The sequence below is a fragment of the Microcoleus sp. S13_C5 genome (genome assembly GCF_036700845.1).
Taxonomy (GTDB): Bacteria; Cyanobacteriota; Cyanobacteriia; order Cyanobacteriales; family Microcoleaceae; genus Microcoleus.
In genome coordinates, this window is sequence record NZ_JAUBPR010000079.1 from 13,725 (window position 1) to 31,204 (window position 17,480).

Genomic DNA, 17,480 nt, shown 5'->3' on the forward strand with positions numbered 1-17,480 from the left:
CGTTTAGGGGTGTCCTCGCGCATCTACCCTAGGAAGGAGATTTGCCCGCACTTGCACCCCAAATATTTACCTTCTTAGAGAGATAAGTTTCTGTAATAATTTGTAATAAACAAACGCAGGCGAGCATTGTATAAAGATTATCAGAGGGTTGAAACGACAGGCCAAAGTTAACAAAAACCCTGATTGACAAGGTTTGTCGCATCTCATAAAAGGTGTAAAATTTTCTAAGGTTTCTTAAACCTCCGTTGCAATGTAACAATAGTGCAGGTAGCGGAAAGGGAGAGATCGATGGGACCAGCAGATTAGCTGGCATCAAATTTCAACCCTTGCAGGCACTCGTAGCCTGAACAAATTTAACTTAACGGTTTTATACCGCAACCAAACTCAATTAACTCAAATAGGAGAGTTCTTTCATGTTTGACGCATTTACAAAAGTGGTTTCCCAATCTGACGCTCGGGGCGAATTTCTAGCTCAGGGTCAACTAGATGCTCTCAGCAGCATGGTTTCCGACGCTAACAAGCGGATTGACGCAGTAAACCGCATCACCGGCAACGCATCCAGCATCGTAGCCAATGCAGCTCGCACCCTGTTCGCCGAACAGCCTCAACTGATCGCTCCTGGTGGCAATGCTTACACCAACCGCCGCATGGCAGCTTGCTTGCGCGACATGGAAATCATCTTGCGCTACGTCACCTATGCAACATTTGCAGGCGACGCCAGCGTTTTGGACGACCGCTGCTTGAACGGTCTGCGTGAAACATACCAAGCTCTGGGAGTTCCCGGTGGCTCAGTTGCAGCCGGCGTGCAAAAAATGAAGGAAGCAGCAATCGCGATCGCTAACGACCCCAACGGTGTTACCCGTGGTGATTGCAGCTCGCTGATGTCTGAAATCGGCAGCTACTTCGACCGCGCTGCCAATGCAGTCGGCTAAAAATAGCCAAGCGAACCTTTCTTGTAAAGAAGCGAGCATCGCATTTTTGCAAACAATCATTTTTGTACAAAAACAACACAACATTAGGGAGAAACCAGAACAATGAAAACCCCTTTGACTGAAGCAGTAACAGCAGCCGATTCTCAAGGCCGTTTCCTGAGCAGCACTGAACTACAAGTCGCCTTCGGCCGTTTCCGCCAAGCAGCAGCAGGTTTGGAAGCAGCCAAAGCGTTGACCGCCAACTCTCAGCGCTTGATCGACGGTGCAGCTCAAGCTGTGTACAACAAATTCCCGTACACCCAACAAATGCAAGGCCCGAACTACGCTTCTACCCCAACCGGTAAAGCCAAGTGTTCTCGCGACATCGGCTACTACCTGCGGATGGTAACCTACTGCTTAGTTGCAGGCGGCACCGGTCCGATGGATGAGTACCTGATTGCAGGTGTTGACGAAATCAACCGGACATTTGAATTGTCTCCTAGCTGGTACGTTGAAGCTCTCAAGTACATCAAAGGCAACCACGGTCTGAGTGGCGACGCTGCAACTGAAGCGAATTCCTACATCGACTACGCAATCAACGCTCTGAGCTAGATTTGCGTGATGCCCGGAATTGTAAGCTGCTGTTAGCTTAAGTGTTAGCGGTTGTTTAGAATTCCGGGCATCTGCGATCGAAGCCTAGTTTTGCAAATACTTTTTTTAAGCAGTTTTCAGTTTTTAAAGCAAAAAAGGGAGAAGCGAAGATGGCGGGATTAGGTGCAGCAGAACGGTTGGGAATAAAAGCATTTGAAGAAGCGGGACGAGTAGAACTGCGCCCCCACTGGACGCAAGACGATGCGAAAGCAGTAATTCGCGCTGCTTACAGCCAAGTTTTCGGCAACGAGTATTTAATGTCGAGCGAACGACTTACCAGTGCTGAATCTCTGCTGCTGCAAGGGCAGATTTCAGTGAAAGATTTTGTGCGGTCAATTGCACATTCCGAAACCTATCGGAAAAAGTTTTTTTATCCGAACTCGCAAACGCGGTTAATTGAGCTTAATTACAAGCATTTGTTGGGCCGCGCTCCTTACGACGAGTCGGAAATTGCTTTCCACGTTGATTTGTACAATGCAGAAGGCTACGAAGCTGAAATCAATTCTTACATTGACTCAGTTGAGTATGAAGAAAATTTTGGCGACAGTATAGTGCCTTACTATCGCGGTTTCGCGACCCAAAGAGGTCAAAAAACCGTCGGTTTTAACCGGATGTTTCAATTGTACCGGGGTTTTGCTTCTAGCGATCGCGCCCAAAACCAAACCCAAGCCCGGCTGACTTGGGAAGTAGCGAGAAATATGGCTTCGCCTATATACACGGCATCCACCGGAAAAGCCCTTGGCGGGACTTCCGGCGGTTCTCGCGGCCAACTCTACCGAGTCACCGCAATGCAAGGTTCGGCTAAGTTTTCCCCTCAAGTGCGCCGGACAACTACCGAATATCTCGTGCCTTACGAGCAACTTTCGAGTCGCTTGCAGCAAATCAACAAATGTGGCGGCAAAGTGGTAAGTATTACCACAGCTTAAAGTTTGTAAAGACGTTTTTTTGAAACGTCTTTAGCAAATTAGGACTAAGGCTAAAAAATTCTTCAATTTTATGTGTATAGGTAAGGTGTGCAGTGCACACCCTACTTTGAGGCATATTATCCTTAGTCCTAAAAATTTCAAGTGCAACCAAGCATTAAACTTTTGTCATTAATAATTTAGGAGAAAATCTGGTGGCGATTACGACAGCAGCGTCCAGACTGGGAACATCCGCATTGAGCGATGCGCCGAAGGTAGAACTGCGCCCAAACTACACCAAAGACGACGTTGAAACTGTGATTCGTGCGGTTTACCGTCAGGTGCTGGGCAACGACTATTTAATGAAATCCGAGCGACTTACCAGTTCCGAGTCTTTGCTGCGGGACGGCAGTTTGACTGTACGAGAATTTGTACGGGCTGTAGCTAAGTCAGAACTGTACAAAACCAAGTTTTTCTACAACAGCTTCCAAACTCGGACGATCGAACTAAACTACAAACACTTGCTCGGTCGCGCTCCCTACGACGAATCTGAAGTAGTTGAGCACTTAGATTTGTACCAAACCCAAGGCTACGACGCTGATATTGATTCTTACATCGATTCAGTAGAGTATCAAGAAAACTTCGGCGAGAGTATCGTGCCTTACTACCGCGGCTTTAACACCCAGCGCGGTCAAAAAACCGTCGGTTTTACCCGGATGTTCCGGTTGTATCGTGGCTATGCAAACAGCGATACATCTCAACTAGAAGGCAACAACTCTCGCTTAGCTGTCGAACTCGGCACTAACACCGCTACGCCTGTAGTCGGTCCCTCCGGCGGTAACGAAGGTTGGGCATATCGGCCTTCTGCCAGAAACGTAACTCCCGCAAGCACTTTCGGCGGCGCGGCAGCTTACGGCAAAGAAGGGCGACTGTTGCGCGTGGAAGTTTCGGGCATTCGCACAGGCGGCTATCCCAGCGTGCGCCGCAGCAGCAAGGCTTTCATCGTACCTGTTGAGGATTTGTCCTCGCAAATGCAGAAATTTCAACGCATGGGCGGGAAAATCGCCAGCATTACTGCAATTTAGTCAGTTGGCAGTTGGCAGTTGGCAGTTGGCAGTTAGTAGCTTTTAGTCAACAGTCAACCGTCAACAGTCAACCGTCAACAGTCAACCGTCAGAATTACCAATTACCAAGAAGCTTATGTTGGGTCAAATTGTAGGTGGAAAAAGTGGCAATACAGCTTCGGCTGGTCGCTGCTTTCGGTATGAAGTTGTGGGCTTGCGCCAAAGCGATGAAACAAATAATGTGGATTATTCGATTCGATCGAGCGCGAGTACATTTATCAACGTGCCTTACAATCGGATGAATCAAGAAATGCAGCGGATTACTCGCATGGGCGGGAAAATTGTCAGCATTCATCCTTTAAGCGCGGGTGCAGAATCATCCCATGAGTCATCCCATGAGTCATCCCATGAATCATCGGGTGAGCACCAATAGTTTGGTGGGAGGGGCGATGAAAATCGCTCCGACACAAGCTAGAAGGGGCGATGAAAATCGCTCCTAGATAAGCTAGAACGGGCGATTGAAATCGCTGCTAGACAAACTTTCGTCCACTCCAAGCGGACTAAGAGTTAATCCAACCCGCCCAGGCGGGTTTTGTCTGTTTAGTAGCGATTTTAATCGCCGAGTTTCCCTAAATTTATCTGTGTAGCAGCGATTTCAATCGCCTAATAACTAATAATTAATAACTTAACTAATGACTATGAATTATTACGAATCCGACTCACCGCCGGCGGGTGTAGCTGAGGGCGAGTCTTTAACTGTTGAACAGGCGATCGCCAATTTGCGCTCCCAAGATTACAGTCTCCGGTATTATGCTGCTTGGTGGATTGGTCGATTTCGAGTCAAGGAACCGGCAGCTATTGCAGGTTTAATTGCCGCATTGCAAGAAGAATCAGAACAAACAAAAATCGGCGACTATTCCCTATTGCGAAATGCGGCCCGGGCCCTGGGTAAATTGGGGGACAAACAAGCCTTACCGGCCCTGATTAGCTGTTTGGAATGCGCCGATTATTACGTGCGGGAAGCCGCGGCTCAAGCTCTCGAAATGCTGGGCGATCGCGATTCTATTCCACCGTTAATGCAACTCTTAGATGGGGGAATTTCCGCAGCCGTGCGAGTGCCTGGAAAAGCACATCTAGTGCAGCCTTATGACTCGGTAATTGAAGCTTTGGGAACGCTGGAAGCGACAGAAGCAATAGCGCTAATTTCACCTTTTTTAGAACATTCTGTGGAGCGGGTGCAGTACGCTGCGGCGCGGGCGATGTATCAGTTAACTGGTGAGCGGGTTTACGGAGAGCGCTTGGTAACTGCTTTGAATGGGGATAATTTGCAGTTGAGACGATCGGCTTTGATGGACTTGGGGGCGATCGGCTATTTGCCGGGAGCGCAAGCTATTTCTGAAACTTTAGCAGAAAATAGCCTGAAATTGATTGCTCTCAAAGGAGTTTTGGAGCATCACCTCAATCAACAAGAATCACTATCTTTGTCAGATGAAGCTATCCAAGTTATGAACTTAATGGATAGCCTTTTGTAAATAGCACAGGTAACTATTGACTTAATGATTAATACCCAATCCGAGCGCTGTTTGCTTCGTTGCTGCCAGGGATGCCTTTATTAGCTGTTCGCCCAAATTCTTCACTTGCTCAACTAAAACCTCTCCAGCACTTTCGGGAGAACCAGCATTAAAAGGTGGTGCGGGATTATACTCTAGAAGTAACTGAATCATTTTGGCAGTTTCCTCGCCGCAGAGTTTGCCAACAACCACCAATCCAAAATCGATACCAGCAGTTACGCCACCGCCTGTGATGCGATTTCGATCGACAACCACTCTTTGAGTCCCAACTTCAACCCCCAGCATTGCTAACTGGTCGCGAAATGCCCAATGGCAAGCAGCGCGGTATCCTTGAAGGAGTCCAGCAGCAGCTAAAATCAAAGAACCCGTACAAACCGAGGTGATATATTTTGCTGTTTTTCCCTGTTGGCGCAGAAATTCCAGTACCTCCGCATCCTGCATCATTTCCACCTGCCCGATCGCGCCACCGGGAACGCACAAAACATCTAAAGACGGACAGCCATTGAAGGTGGCGGTAGGTAAAATCGTCATCCCCTCGCTACTCGTCACTGGTTCGAGAGTTTTCCACAACAGCAGAACACGAGTGTCAGCCATCATGGAAAATACCTGGTAAGGGCCAGTCATATCGAGTTGAGTCATGCCAGGAAAAATCACCAGACCAATGCAATATTTTGTTTGAGTTGTCATTTTTCAAATTATTGGAACCTTTGCTAGAGATTATGGTAGGAAGTAATCTCAAAATTGCATAGTCCCCAAGTGAGTACACTTTGAACCCATCAATGACTAATTCTCTTTATGCCCTATTTGACGCGATCGCCTCTGCTCGCGACGAGCGCGAACTTCGACTGCGGTTTATGGATGGAGTGGGCGAGCATTTTGGAGTACAGCGCTGGGGAATCTATTTTTTTGGCGAACACTCCGGCATTGCCGAGATGGATGTTCACGGCGTACCCAATGTTAGTGCTTTTGTAGAGCGCTACGAAAAAGTTGGTCGAGCCGTCGATCCGGTGTTGCGCTACGTGGTTGACTGCCATGCTCCCGCTCACGAAGAAATGGTGCTACCTCTGGGAGGTTGGAAGCAGTGCGAACTTTATCAGCGCTGTTGCGCCTACTACGATCACGAACACATAATAACTGGACCAATTGTAGGCGACGGTCGTCTTATTGGTACAGTTAATTTAGCCCGCGTCGGTGATACACCTGCATTTGGTGGTGGGGAAGTTGCTCGCTTGAGCGCGCTATGTCTTCACCTGTCAGCCCGTCTGGCAAAGTTACAGGTGCCGGAGGCAAGATTCATTTCGGCGTTAGCGAGTCGTTTGACACCGCGAGAGGTACAAATTGCTGAACTGGTAGCACAAGGACTAACAAATGCTGAGATTGGTGCAGCGCTGTGGATTACGCAAAATTCTGTCAAGCAAGCTCTCAAACGGATGTTCCGCAAGCTGAATGTTTGTTCTCGGACCGAGATGATAGCGCAACTTCAAGGGATATTAGGTTCATAGGAAATACTGTTAAAATTAGCAATCTAAAATCTCAAATCTTTTGTAAACCTGCTGTAAATACTATAAGTAAATGGCATTAGAACTAATTCAGGCTGTCGAACAAGCAGATTCTTCCGAAGGCTTGTTAAATGCAGTCAAAGCACTGGCGGCGACTCCCTCAAAACAAGCAATTCCTACCTTAATTACAGTGCTCGGCTACAACAACCCAGGCGCTGCTGTTGCAGCAGTTGATGGGCTGATTAAACTCGGAGAACCTGCGGTGCTACCGCTTCTAGAACAGCTTGACGGCTACAATTACGGGGCGAGAGCTTGGGCTGTTCGGGCTTTGGCGGCAATTGGCGATCCCAGGGGTTTGGAGATTTTGCTCGATGCGGCGGCGAATGACTTTGCTTTGAGTGTCCGGCGGGCGGCGACTAGGGGTTTGGGGACGATTTGCTGGGAACTTATGCCAGCAGAACAAGTTTTAGAGGCTCAAATTAGCGCGGTTAAAACGCTGCTGCAAGCGTCCCGAGACCCGGAATGGGTGGTTCGCTACGCAGCAGCGGGGGGTTTGCAAGCTTTGGCGGGTGGTGTGGCTGTTAAACCGGATTGGCTAGCGGACGTTTCGGCCAGGTTTGACGAAATTGTCGATCGCGACGAAACTGCTTCAGTTAGAGCCCGGGCTTTGCTTGCCAAACAAAGATTGTCACTTGGCTAGAGTTAGGGCGATCGTCTCTTCCAAGTCCCCTTGACTGAGAGTGGTTAATATAAAGACTTCTTGTACGGTTTTGCCTTGTCTGGCGATGATTTTAAATCCCCCGCGGATGGGTACTGACACTCTTAATGTCATGCGGGGGATGTGTCCTTTAACTTTGTTGATGACGCCTGGAGTAACGGTTTGAATGCCCATTTTTAGGGTGAGGCGCTCTAAAATTGGTATCAAACCGGGAAGGTGGGTAGAGTGATTCCAAACTAGGCGGCCTTTGGGTTGTGCGTTCATAATTTTTTAACCAAATTCAACATACCCAGTCTAAGCCACCTCTGGCTGGAAGCAATTTGAAATTCCCTCAACTTATGTATCAATAACGTTACCGTGCGTGTCATTGCCAGCAAACCGACGCAATCTCAAACCTAAATTTTTGATTCCTGGCGCGAAAGGATAGATTTGATGGCGCAGAATTGTCCTGTACTTTTTGATGTTGTGGGTTGGTAACTGTCGGTTTTTCTAGTTGAGTGGCGATCGCCGCGAGCATTTCTGCTAGGCTGCAAGGTTTCTTGAGATAGCCGTCTGCTTTGAGTTCCAGGGCTTTTTCCATTTCTGAACCCGTCATAAAAATAAACGGAATGCTGGCGGTTGCAGGGTGCGATCGCACGGCTGCGAATACTTCAAAACCGTTTAGTTCTGGCATCATGACATCAGACAAAATTAAATCGGGAATTTGGGCAGCTAACTGGATACCAACTTTTCCATTTTCGGCGCCGACAGCTTCAAAACCGCGCGATTGCAGAAGTTCTAATACCGTTTCTCGGATTAAGTGATCGTCTTCAATTACTAATATTTTTGGCATTTGTTTAAGGTGGCTCTTTACTTTATTTGTATGACTCTGTTATAATTGTTACAGTTAAGTATTAAAGAATTCAATAGGGTTATTGCAAAAAACCGCTTTTGACTGGGAACTTTTTACGGCTTTGTGTATGCTCGCAGTTACACACAAGACTTGAGTTGTCAGCAGCTTTACCTTGTGTAATAGCGTTAGAAGTCGCTCCGGCGTACCTAGGATTGTGAACGTCTAAAATCAGCGATTCAATCGTTTATTTAATAAAGATTCCAGCCGCCTGACTCAAAAAGTTTCTATTTGAGTGGCGATCGCAGTTACGTGTAATTAATAAATCCGCCGATGAGCTAAGCCCGAAACTCCTACCTGTGAAGTTCACAAATTTCTGGCGATCGGGTAAAATATAACTTGGTGTATCGCTATTGAGTGAGGAAAAAGATATGTCAGAATTTCTAGACTTTCTCAGACATCAGTTTGCCTACGTTGCCATTGGCGAATTTAAACCGGGAAAATTTAAAGAAGCCGAAGAACTTTTTGAAAAAGCCGTTGCAACTTATGCAACAGGTTTTAAGGGAGCGTATTTGCTGCAATTGCCCAATACAGACAAAGGTATTGCCATCATTTTTTGGGAAAGCGTAGAAGAGATGGCCGCCAATCAAAGCGAAGCTTATCAGGAAATATTAAAGCAGATGACGCCTTTGTTTGCGAAACTTCCCGACACTGATGTTTATGAAATCGTCAGTGAAATTCAGCCCAAAAGTGAATGATTAAAAATCCTGCAACCGGCGAGTCATTCCCATACCCATCGGCGTCTTTCGCCCGACTCCGCTGTAAAGTGCAAAATCTGCTAAAGTGTTAATTTGCTTGATAGTAGCAGGAGCTATATCTCCCATAATTCGGTAACTAATATCGCCGACGCAGCCAATAAATTTACTGCGAGAATCCGTACTAACTTCTGTTCGGACATCGAAGAAACTGGGGAAAATAGCTTCTGTGAAAGTAGGTTCGATCGCCATCCTGCTGTATTTGTTCCAGCGATTCGCTAAACTGCCGAAAATACTCTCACGAGTGGGCATAGCACTATCGTATACACCTTGCCGAAAATTCGTAGGAGTGCAAAAAGTAAAAGCAATTTGGCGCTCAGTTTCCGAAGCTCTCTCGAACAATTCGGCGTAAGTACAAAAGTTTACCCAAGGCTGGTTTGATTGCGGTTCGCTCAAAATATTAGTAATGTATATATTTGTCGGCCCGAGATGCCAAGGGCTCTCGAAATTAAGTTGTTGCCAAAGTTGAGTTAGCCGATCGAACAAACCGTCATCCAGCAGAGAAATTCGCCACCAAATCGGCGTATTTTCCTGAATAGCTTGCTTGTGTTCCCATTGTACAGCCGGAGATATTGTGCGCGAAGCAGGAGGCAAAACTCTCTTTTGCGGCGGCGGCGTACTGCTTTTGTAAGGCTCTTTTCTCCTTACTTGGAAAGGGCTTAAAGTGAAAGCTTTTTCCTGAGATTGGTCGTGCAGGTACGCGCTCAAATCGGTGTCTACAGCACTCACAAGGTTCAAAAATAAAGCGTGGAGATGCCGTCCCGTTAAAAACTGGGATGGAATTGGTGCAACTGGTCGCAGGTTTAAAACAAGGCTGTAGGGCATTTTAAAATTTATATAAGGTGTCTGTATAGATGTTCAGCTAGTATTAATACTACAGCTAAGTTGCAACTTAGATTAAGGAATTTAAATCACATAAGGTGCACAGTGTGCACCCTACATTTACGACAATTTGTGGGTCGTGTCCACCTACATTTAGGTTGTAATATTGAGGCAAATCTCTGTGCGGTAAATTTTTAGGCGATCGAGATTTCTGGCGACAAATAAACGTCTTGGATGGCGTGGAACAATTTTACGCCTTCTTCAAAGGGACGCTGAAAAGTTTTGCGGCCGGAAATTAAGCCACATCCCCCAGCGCGCTTGTTGATTACCGCCGTGCGAATTGCTTCTGCAAAATCGCTTTTTCCGGAAGCACCGCCGGAGTTAATTAAACCCATCCTTCCCGCATAACAGTTGAGCACTTGATAGCGAGTTAGATCGATCGGGTGATCCGTTGTCAAATCCGAATAAACGCGCTTGTCTGTTTTGCCGTAACTGTGGCCGCTAGCTTTAGCCACAGCTTCGTAACCGTTATTGCACTCTGGCAATTTCTGCTTGATAATGTCAGCTTGAATTGTTACTCCCAAGTGATTTGCTTGCCCGGTTAAATCGGCTGCAACGTGATAATCTTTGTCTTGTTTAAAGATATCGTTGCGGAGATAGCACCACAAAATTGTCGCCATTCCGTATTCGTGAGCGTGAGCAAAAGCCTGACTGACTTCTTGGATTTGTCGCGTCGATTCCGGCGAACCAAAATAAATTGTTGCTCCCACTGCAACCGCTCCCAAATTCCAAGCTTGCTCGACGGTCGCAAACATTACTTGGTCGAATTGATTGGGATAAGTTAGCAACTCGTTGTGATTAAGCTTGACAATAAAAGGGATTTTATGCGCGTATTTGCGAGATACGCTTCCCAAAACTCCCAGCGTTGTCGCGACAGCATTGCAGCCAGCAGAGATTGCTAGTTTGATGATGTTTTCGCTGTCAAAATAGATGGGATTCGGTGCAAAAGAAGCGGCCGCCGAGTGTTCGATTCCTTGGTCTACCGGTAGGATGGATAAATAGCCGGTATTTGCCAAGCGTCCGCTAGAATAGAGTTGCTGAAGCGATCGCAAAACTTGGGGAGATCGGTCGGTTTGAGCAAAAATGCGATCGACCCAATCCGGGCCCGGCAGGTGCAACAAATCTTTAGAAACTTTTGCTTGATGGGTGAGCAAGTCTTCGGCTTCGTCGCCAAGCCAAGATTCGATCGAACTGGGAACTGATAGTGTAGCTGTCATACAGATTTCCCTCTCAATTTCAATTGCAGGCTGATGATTCCAGACATTAGCCTTGCTGATATTGTAGCGAAAAAATCATATTTTCCATCCCGTCAACGATCGACCCAGTTTTTAACAAGTTAGCGACAACAGCAACTAGGACGCGCTACTCTATAATAAGCTGGCACTTCAGCCGGATCTGCGCTGCCAGCGATCGCCGATCGACTCACCACTTTGCCATCACAATGTCACACACTTACTTTGATTCTGAAAACGGTCACAAATCCTTCGAGATGCCCGGTGCCAGACCCCACTACAACCCCGATCGCCCCGGTCAAGTAGAGCACATTTTCCTCGACTTAGTGCTGAATATTCCCAAACAAAGCTTTCGCGGCACTTGCAGCATCCGACTCAATCCAGTCCGCAGCGGCATTGACAAATTAACCTTAGATGCGGTAAACCTTAACATTCAATCGGTAAAAGTTGGCGAAACCGAGCAAAATTTCGACAGCGACGGCGAAGTGCTGCAAATTCAACTGCACGAACCAACAGAAGCTTACCAACCAATTACAATTGCGATCGAATACTGGGTCGAAAAACCCCAACGCGGTCTCTATTTCGTCGGCCCGGACAAACACTATCCAGACAAACCAACACAAGTTTGGACTCAAGGCGAAGACGAAGATTCCCGCTTCTGGTTTCCCTGTTTCGACTATCCTGGACAACTCGCTACTTCAGAAATTCGAGTGCAAGTTCCGAGACAACTATTTGCTATTTCCAACGGCGAATTAATTAGTACAAAAAACGAAGGCGACGAAAAAATTTATCACTGGTTCCAAAGCCAGGTACATCCGACGTATTTAATGACCTTAGCAGTTGGAGATTTTGCCGAAATTAAAGACGAATGGAACGGAAAACCAGTTAATTATTACGTGGAAAGAAGCCGCGAAGCAGACGCTAAGCGCAGCATGGGCAAAACGCCTCAAATGATTGAATTTTTCTCTCAAGCATTTGGCTATCCTTACCCTTTTCCCAAATACGCTCAAGTCTGCGTCGATGATTTCATCTTCGGCGGTATGGAAAATACTTCCACAACTTTGCTGACAGATAGGTGCTTGTTAGACGAACGTGCCACCCTCGACAATCGTGGCACTGAAAGCTTAGTCGCCCACGAATTGGCTCACCAGTGGTTCGGCGATTTAGTAGTAATTAAACATTGGTCTCATGCTTGGCTGAAAGAAGGCATGGCTTCTTATTCCGAGGTGCTGTGGACTGACAAAGAATATGGCAAAGAAGACGCGGCTTACTATATGTTAAATGAAGCCCGCAATTATTTAGCTGAAGACAGTTCCCGCTACCGGCGCCCGATCGTTACTAACGTTTACCGCGAAGCCATTGAATTGTACGATCGCCATTTGTACGAAAAAGGCGCTTGCGTCTATCACATGATTCGCGCCGAGTTGGGCGACGAATTATTTTACAAAGCAATTCACACTTTTGTGCGGGATAACGCTCACAAAACTGTAGAAACCATCGATTTGCTCAGGGCGATAGAAAAGGCTACCGGTCGCAATCTCATGTTTTTGTTTGACCAGTACGTTTATCGCGGCGGTCATCCAGATTATAAAGTTGCTTATTCCTGGGATGGCGACAGCAAATTAGCAAAAGTTACTGTCACCCAAACTCAGGTAAAAGATAGCAAAAATGGCAACGGCAACAGCAAAGAGGTCTTTGACCTAAAAATTCCCATAGGCTTCGGTTACAAGCCGGAAAAAGATGCAGAAGATAACAGTTATGCCCGTTCTACTGCTAACCTAAAAACTTTCACAGTCAGAATATACGAACGCGAGCAAAGCTTCTATTTCCCCCTAGAAGAGAAGCCTGCGTTTATCAGTTTCGATGTCGGCAATAGTTACTTAAAAACAGTTGTTTTAGAGTATGGAGTTGCCGAACTCAAAGCTCAGTTGCAATTCGATCCAGACCCTGTTTCCCGGATTTACGCTGCCCACGCTTTGGCGAAAAAGGGAGGGCTGGAAGCGGTGAAAACGCTGTCAGAAGTTCTCAAGAAAGAGCCGTTTTGGGCAGTACGGGCCGAAGTGGCCGGCCAGTTAGCTGAAATTAAACTCGACCAAGTTTTTGAAGGTTTAGTAAGTGGTTTAAAAGATAAAGATGCTCGTGTTCGTCGCGCTGTGGTGAATGCGCTGGGTAAAATCCAAACTCACGAAACTTATAAAACGCTGAGGTCGATCGTCGAAAAAGGCGACGACAGCTATTACGTAGAAGCAGCAGCAGCGAGTGCTATGGGCTCCATTGCAGGGGCTAACCCCGACGAAAAACCGACCGACGAACAGGTACTGAAAGACTTAAAATTGGTGCTGAAAGAGCGTCAGGGGTGGAATGAAGTAGTGCGATCGGGTGCGATCGCAGGTTTGGCGCAAATGAAAACTTCTGAAGATGCGCTGAATCTAATTTTGAAATACACAGCCGCGGGTACTCCGCAAGCTTTGCGCTTGGCTGCAATTCGATCTTTGGGCACAATTTCGACTGGTCAAACCAAGGTCAATTTAGAACGGATTTTGCAGCGATTGGCAGAATTATCTAAAGAGACGTTTTTCTTGACTCAAGTCTCTGTAGTAGTGGGATTAGGACAAATGCAAACTCGCAAAGCAATTCGCATTTTGCGTTCTTTAGCTGACCAAACTCCCGATGGCCGCGTCCGCCGCATGGCTGATGAAGCTTTGCAAAGAGTTCAGAAAAATGCTGGTTCTGATGCAGCGGTAAAGCAGTTGCGGGAGGAATTAGACCAGGTGAAAAAGGAGAATCAAGATTTGAGGAGTCGGATGGAAAATTTGGAGGCTAAGGCGAAGAAAGATTAGGTGTAAAACCCCATACCAGCGCAGATAAAGGCAGATATTGGCGATCGGCTTTTATCTGCTTGTCGGTAGATGATTGCACGCGGTTATTATAATAATATTATTGTTCAGTGGGAGTGCCTGGGAATTTCCTATTTTCGACAGACGGGAAAAGCCAAATATGTTTATTATCCACTTTATTGCTGTCTCAACTTGGGAAGTGTCGAGAACCAGGATGCTATTTTTATTTTTTACTTGTAAACCGTTCATGAGGTTACAGCAGCTTTGGTAGCCACAAATATTGCAGAAATCATGAGTATAAAAAGCGCTTTACTGGTTGAGCAATCGGGGGTAATTCCCTACCGCATTCAAGAGGGAGAAATTGAAGTAATGTTAATTACTTCTTCGGCTAGCAAGCGCTGGGTGATTCCCAAAGGATTAATTGAACCTGACATGACTCCCCAAGATTCCGCCGCCAAGGAAGCTTGGGAAGAAGCAGGTTTGTTGGGTAAAGTATTCCCGGATTTGCTAGGAACCTACGAGTATCAAAAGTCTGGCTATATTTGTCAGGTAGGAGTATTTCTACTGGAAGTGCAAGCAGTTCTGGAAATTTGGCCGGAAGCTGGCAAGAGGAAGCGGCAGTGGGTAAGTATTCCTAAAGCAATTAAGCGGGTTAATGAACCGGAACTAAAACTCATTTTTGCGGATTTGCAGAATAGGTTCTGGTGAAGAGTCGCTCGGTAAGGGCGGGTTTACCAATACTTTGGTTTTAAACTATAAATTCGGGTGAACCCGCTAAAATAACAAAATGACTGAAGACTATATGCTGTAAGATTCTGGAGATGCGATCGCCATGCCATCTCCTCTGATGACCCACCTTAACCCGATTAAAATTCTCTCCCTCAATGACCTGCGCGACAACAAGCCCGAACGTCCAGGCTGGTCACTCACCTTCGGAGCCATCTGTGCAGATGCAGCCGCCGTTTGCCTCGACGATGGAGGGCACTCTATCCCTGTGAAGCTGACAATCGAGGGGATTCAAGCCTGTGAAATCCAAATTCAATGGGATGCGATCGATGATACTATCCGTCGCTTCAACGCCGATCGAGAAGTTGCCACTGAATATGGAGCCTACGGTATCGCGGCGTTGATCATCCCTCACCTCACTGGACTCACCATCATCGAACGTTCTGTCAAAGGTAAAGGGTTAGGTTTTGACTTTTGGCTTGGTTCGCTCGAAGATTCAGGCACACTATTTCAGCGTAAAGCCCGCTTAGAAGTCTCCGGGATTCGTAAAGGTTCTGACAGCATTATTCAAGCCAGAGTTAACATAAAATTAGAACAAATCCGCCCTTCAGATGACGTAGCTCCTGGCTATGTATCTGTAATTGAGTTCGGTACTCCCAAAGCACGGATCGTCAAAAAATGCAGACCGTAGAAGCCCTTCACCACGAAGCAATGGAACTGGTTGATCGAGCAGTTCTCGCCCGTCAGTGCGGTGATATCGACCAAGTGACTGCACTCACCAGAGCCGCCTTTGCGAAAGAACGGGCGGCAGCGGATTTAGTAGCAAACGAATGGGATTTTGAGCCTACTCGTTCTATACTGCATCGGAGCGCCGCCGTACTCGGCATTGAGTGTGCCCAACTCCGAGAAGCAGAACGCCTGATTGGACGCGCCCTCGCAGGCAACCCTCCCACGGACATTGCGGATGAACTGCGTGACCTGCTTATAGAAGAAATTTACTCACAGCGCCAAGCGATTGGAGCTTAATGTATTTAGGCGTTAGCTGAGAGGAAAGGAATGCTTTCGGCTAAGTTATCCTTAACTTCAATTCCCTGTTTTCTCGCCCAAAACTGGCTCAAAAAGTGAATTTGCCGCAAGCCGACAACTAAATTTAAACCAGGTACAAAAATCCACCAAACTGTTAGCGGTTCTTTGATTCCTTCTTGGCGGTACAATTCGTTAACTGTGTTGTAAAGTTTGAACTGCACGATGTAAATCCAAGCAATACCTAGCAAAGAAAACCAACCAAACCATCCGGGAACGTCAGGATCGAATATCCGCAAAGCTTGGGGGACGGCTACTCCTAAAACAAAAGGAAGCAAGCAAAGAGTTCCCGACCAACCGCTGCCGTTATAGCGACGCAATTCTTCTTGAATAATCCATTTGTACCATCCGTAATATAGCAGCAAGCTGACTCCAGACAGCAAAATTACTCGCCACAAAGAGCGCGGTTTACCTAAAGGTTTGTCGGACATATTTAGATGTAAGATATGAATGGCTATCTTGATTGTATTAACATTTGTTAATTATTGCAAAATCATTTCTCGAATCGATCGCGCTGTTGCAGGGGCCAGCAGAACACCGTTGCGATAGTGGCCGCTGGCGATCAAAACGCGATCGTTACCGGGAAGCGTCTCGATAATGGGGGCCGGCCGCCCTTCCGGCCGGGGGCGCAATCCCGACCATATCCTGATGATTTCAGCTTCTGCTAAGGCGGGACAAAGCAAACTCGCCCTCGCCATCACTTGCGCCAACATATCAGCATTCGCCTGAATTTCGCCCCCATTTTCTGAAAACTCCACTGTCGCCCCCACCCAATATTCCTGATTTCCCAAAGGCACAATGTGAACGTCATCGCAAGTAATTACTGGCCTAAAATCTGGGTTTCCTAAAGGCTTGGCCGATCGCAAATGCAGCGCTTGTCCCAACACCGGGCGAATGTCAACCAACTGATTTAACGATGCAGTCACAGCAGCCGAACCCAAACCAGCCGCCACAATTAGTCGATCGAACTCCAAACTAGCAGCAATCTCCGCTGCTTCAACGGGCCCCCCAAACTCAAAAATCACCCCATTTCGTTCAGCAGCATCAATCAAAGCTAAAGTTAGCGCCGTCGGATCGACTTGCCGGTCTTGAGGCGAATAAATCGCAGCAATAATGCGATCGTTTAAAGAGAGATGAGGGCAGCGATCGCGCACTCGTTCCACATCCCAAAGTTCCAATTGCCAACCTTGAGAGTCGCGAGTGGCTATCAATTTTTCCCACTTACTTAAATCCTCTCCCTCCGAACAAAGCATTAAAATTCCTTGTTTGTTAAAAGGAATTTTTCGCCCCGTAACTGCTTCCAATTCAGGAATCAAAGTTTCGTAGCGCTGAAGGCTGGTTTCCCTCAACTGCCAATTTCTGCCCTTAGTTTTGTGGCTGATAACTCCCATCAAAACACCGAGTGCAGCGCCAGTAGAACCTTGTCCCGGCGGCTGTTTGTCGAACACAGTAACTTTCAGTTCGGGAAATTGACTTAGTTCAAAGGCGATCGAAGCCCCAATAATACCGCAACCAATAATTGCAACGCGAACCATTCGATTTTAGATTTTAGATTTTAGATTTTAGATTTTAGATTAGATATAAATTTTTCGTAGGGTTCCGAGGGCAAAGCGTGTCAAATTAAGAGTAAAATTCTCTGTTTTTATCGTTTGTCTCGAAGTCTCGATCCCCCTAAATCCCCCTTAAAAAGCAGGGTGGATTAATTGTCCCCAAGTAAACTATAATAGTCGAGCGCGATCGGATGATCGTCCGATCGCGCT

General features: G+C 46.8%; 20 protein-coding genes. 13 read left to right on the forward strand and 7 right to left on the reverse strand.

Annotated features, from left to right (window positions below):
• Positions 1-413: 413 nt before the first annotated feature.
• The 6 genes from QUA04_RS19575 (at position 414) to QUA04_RS19600 (ending at position 5,060) form a co-directional block, all read left to right on the forward strand.
• Positions 414-932, forward strand: a complete 519-nt coding sequence (locus tag QUA04_RS19575) for a phycocyanin subunit beta (protein ID WP_333037001.1) — start codon at positions 414-416, stop codon at positions 930-932.
• 102 nt (positions 933-1,034) lie between these two features.
• The gene (cpcA, locus tag QUA04_RS19580; protein ID WP_006631256.1) at positions 1,035-1,523 is read left to right on the forward strand and encodes a phycocyanin subunit alpha; all 489 of its coding nucleotides are present in this window, start codon (positions 1,035-1,037) and stop codon (positions 1,521-1,523) included.
• A 149-nt stretch (positions 1,524-1,672) separates the two neighbouring features.
• Positions 1,673-2,488: a phycobilisome linker polypeptide gene (locus tag QUA04_RS19585; protein WP_333259488.1), complete on the forward strand. Its 816-nt coding sequence runs from the start codon at positions 1,673-1,675 to the stop codon at positions 2,486-2,488.
• Between the two features lie 191 nt (positions 2,489-2,679).
• Complete coding sequence (locus tag QUA04_RS19590) at positions 2,680-3,549, forward strand: phycobilisome linker polypeptide (RefSeq protein WP_333174410.1); 870 nt, start codon at positions 2,680-2,682, stop codon at positions 3,547-3,549.
• A gap of 115 nt (positions 3,550-3,664) precedes the next feature.
• The gene (locus QUA04_RS19595) at positions 3,665-3,961 is read left to right on the forward strand and encodes a phycobilisome linker polypeptide (RefSeq protein WP_333044054.1); all 297 of its coding nucleotides are present in this window, start codon (positions 3,665-3,667) and stop codon (positions 3,959-3,961) included.
• A 259-nt stretch (positions 3,962-4,220) separates the two neighbouring features.
• Entirely contained in the window at positions 4,221-5,060 is an 840-nt protein-coding gene (locus QUA04_RS19600) for a HEAT repeat domain-containing protein (RefSeq protein WP_333259490.1), read from the forward strand.
• A 21-nt stretch (positions 5,061-5,081) separates the two neighbouring features.
• Here QUA04_RS19600 and QUA04_RS19605 read toward each other — a convergent pair whose 3' ends face one another.
• Complete coding sequence (locus QUA04_RS19605; protein ID WP_333259492.1) at positions 5,082-5,786, reverse strand: DJ-1/PfpI family protein; 705 nt, start codon at positions 5,784-5,786, stop codon at positions 5,082-5,084.
• Positions 5,787-5,878: 92 nt separating this feature from the next.
• Between QUA04_RS19605 and QUA04_RS19610 the strand changes: the two genes are divergently transcribed.
• Together QUA04_RS19610 and QUA04_RS19615 are read left to right on the forward strand one after the other, a co-directional pair.
• Positions 5,879-6,601: a LuxR C-terminal-related transcriptional regulator gene (locus QUA04_RS19610; protein WP_333259496.1), complete on the forward strand. Its 723-nt coding sequence runs from the start codon at positions 5,879-5,881 to the stop codon at positions 6,599-6,601.
• 70 nt (positions 6,602-6,671) lie between these two features.
• Complete coding sequence (locus QUA04_RS19615; protein WP_333259499.1) at positions 6,672-7,298, forward strand: HEAT repeat domain-containing protein; 627 nt, start codon at positions 6,672-6,674, stop codon at positions 7,296-7,298.
• On the opposite strand, the gene QUA04_RS19620 is transcribed toward QUA04_RS19615, so the two are convergent.
• The gene (locus tag QUA04_RS19620; RefSeq protein ID WP_333044057.1) at positions 7,287-7,580 is read right to left on the reverse strand and encodes a DUF2103 domain-containing protein; all 294 of its coding nucleotides are present in this window, start codon (positions 7,578-7,580) and stop codon (positions 7,287-7,289) included. The two genes, QUA04_RS19615 and QUA04_RS19620, sit on opposite strands and share 12 nt — an antisense overlap.
• 100 nt (positions 7,581-7,680) lie before the next feature.
• Positions 7,681-8,148, reverse strand: coding sequence for a response regulator transcription factor (locus tag QUA04_RS19625; RefSeq protein ID WP_333259503.1), 468 nt, complete (start codon positions 8,146-8,148; stop codon positions 7,681-7,683).
• A gap of 428 nt (positions 8,149-8,576) precedes the next feature.
• Between QUA04_RS19625 and QUA04_RS19630 the strand changes: the two genes are divergently transcribed.
• The gene (locus tag QUA04_RS19630) at positions 8,577-8,903 is read left to right on the forward strand and encodes an antibiotic biosynthesis monooxygenase (RefSeq protein ID WP_190661662.1); all 327 of its coding nucleotides are present in this window, start codon (positions 8,577-8,579) and stop codon (positions 8,901-8,903) included.
• Here the strand turns inward: QUA04_RS19630 and cas6 are convergent, their stop codons facing one another.
• Complete coding sequence (cas6, locus tag QUA04_RS19635; RefSeq protein WP_333259506.1) at positions 8,904-9,785, reverse strand: CRISPR-associated endoribonuclease Cas6; 882 nt, start codon at positions 9,783-9,785, stop codon at positions 8,904-8,906.
• 191 nt (positions 9,786-9,976) lie between these two features.
• Positions 9,977-11,059, reverse strand: a complete 1,083-nt coding sequence (locus QUA04_RS19640; protein ID WP_333259509.1) for a class I fructose-bisphosphate aldolase — start codon at positions 11,057-11,059, stop codon at positions 9,977-9,979.
• A gap of 224 nt (positions 11,060-11,283) precedes the next feature.
• On the opposite strand from QUA04_RS19640, the gene QUA04_RS19645 reads away from it, so the two are divergent.
• The 4 genes from QUA04_RS19645 to QUA04_RS19660 all read left to right on the forward strand — a co-directional run bounded on the left by QUA04_RS19645 (position 11,284) and on the right by QUA04_RS19660 (position 15,663).
• Positions 11,284-13,914, forward strand: a complete 2,631-nt coding sequence (locus QUA04_RS19645; protein WP_333259512.1) for a M1 family metallopeptidase — start codon at positions 11,284-11,286, stop codon at positions 13,912-13,914.
• Between the two features lie 288 nt (positions 13,915-14,202).
• Positions 14,203-14,619 carry an NUDIX hydrolase gene (locus tag QUA04_RS19650; protein WP_333259514.1) on the forward strand — a complete coding sequence of 139 codons (417 nt, stop codon included), beginning with the start codon at positions 14,203-14,205 and terminating at the stop codon, positions 14,617-14,619.
• 124 nt (positions 14,620-14,743) lie between these two features.
• Positions 14,744-15,328 (forward strand): hypothetical protein, encoded by a 585-nt coding sequence (locus tag QUA04_RS19655; protein WP_333259517.1) that lies wholly within the window; start codon positions 14,744-14,746, stop codon positions 15,326-15,328.
• Positions 15,316-15,663: a hypothetical protein gene (locus QUA04_RS19660; RefSeq protein ID WP_190740155.1), complete on the forward strand. Its 348-nt coding sequence runs from the start codon at positions 15,316-15,318 to the stop codon at positions 15,661-15,663. Before QUA04_RS19655 ends, QUA04_RS19660 begins: the two co-directional genes overlap by 13 nt.
• Positions 15,664-15,668: 5 nt before the next feature.
• Here the strand turns inward: QUA04_RS19660 and QUA04_RS19665 are convergent, their stop codons facing one another.
• On the reverse strand, positions 15,669-16,151 hold the full coding sequence (locus QUA04_RS19665) for a hypothetical protein (RefSeq protein ID WP_006631243.1): 483 nt from the start codon (positions 16,149-16,151) through the stop codon (positions 15,669-15,671).
• 51 nt (positions 16,152-16,202) lie between these two features.
• Positions 16,203-17,255 carry an FAD-dependent oxidoreductase gene (locus QUA04_RS19670; protein ID WP_333259522.1) on the reverse strand — a complete coding sequence of 351 codons (1,053 nt, stop codon included), beginning with the start codon at positions 17,253-17,255 and terminating at the stop codon, positions 16,203-16,205.
• Positions 17,256-17,480 lie beyond the last annotated feature (225 nt).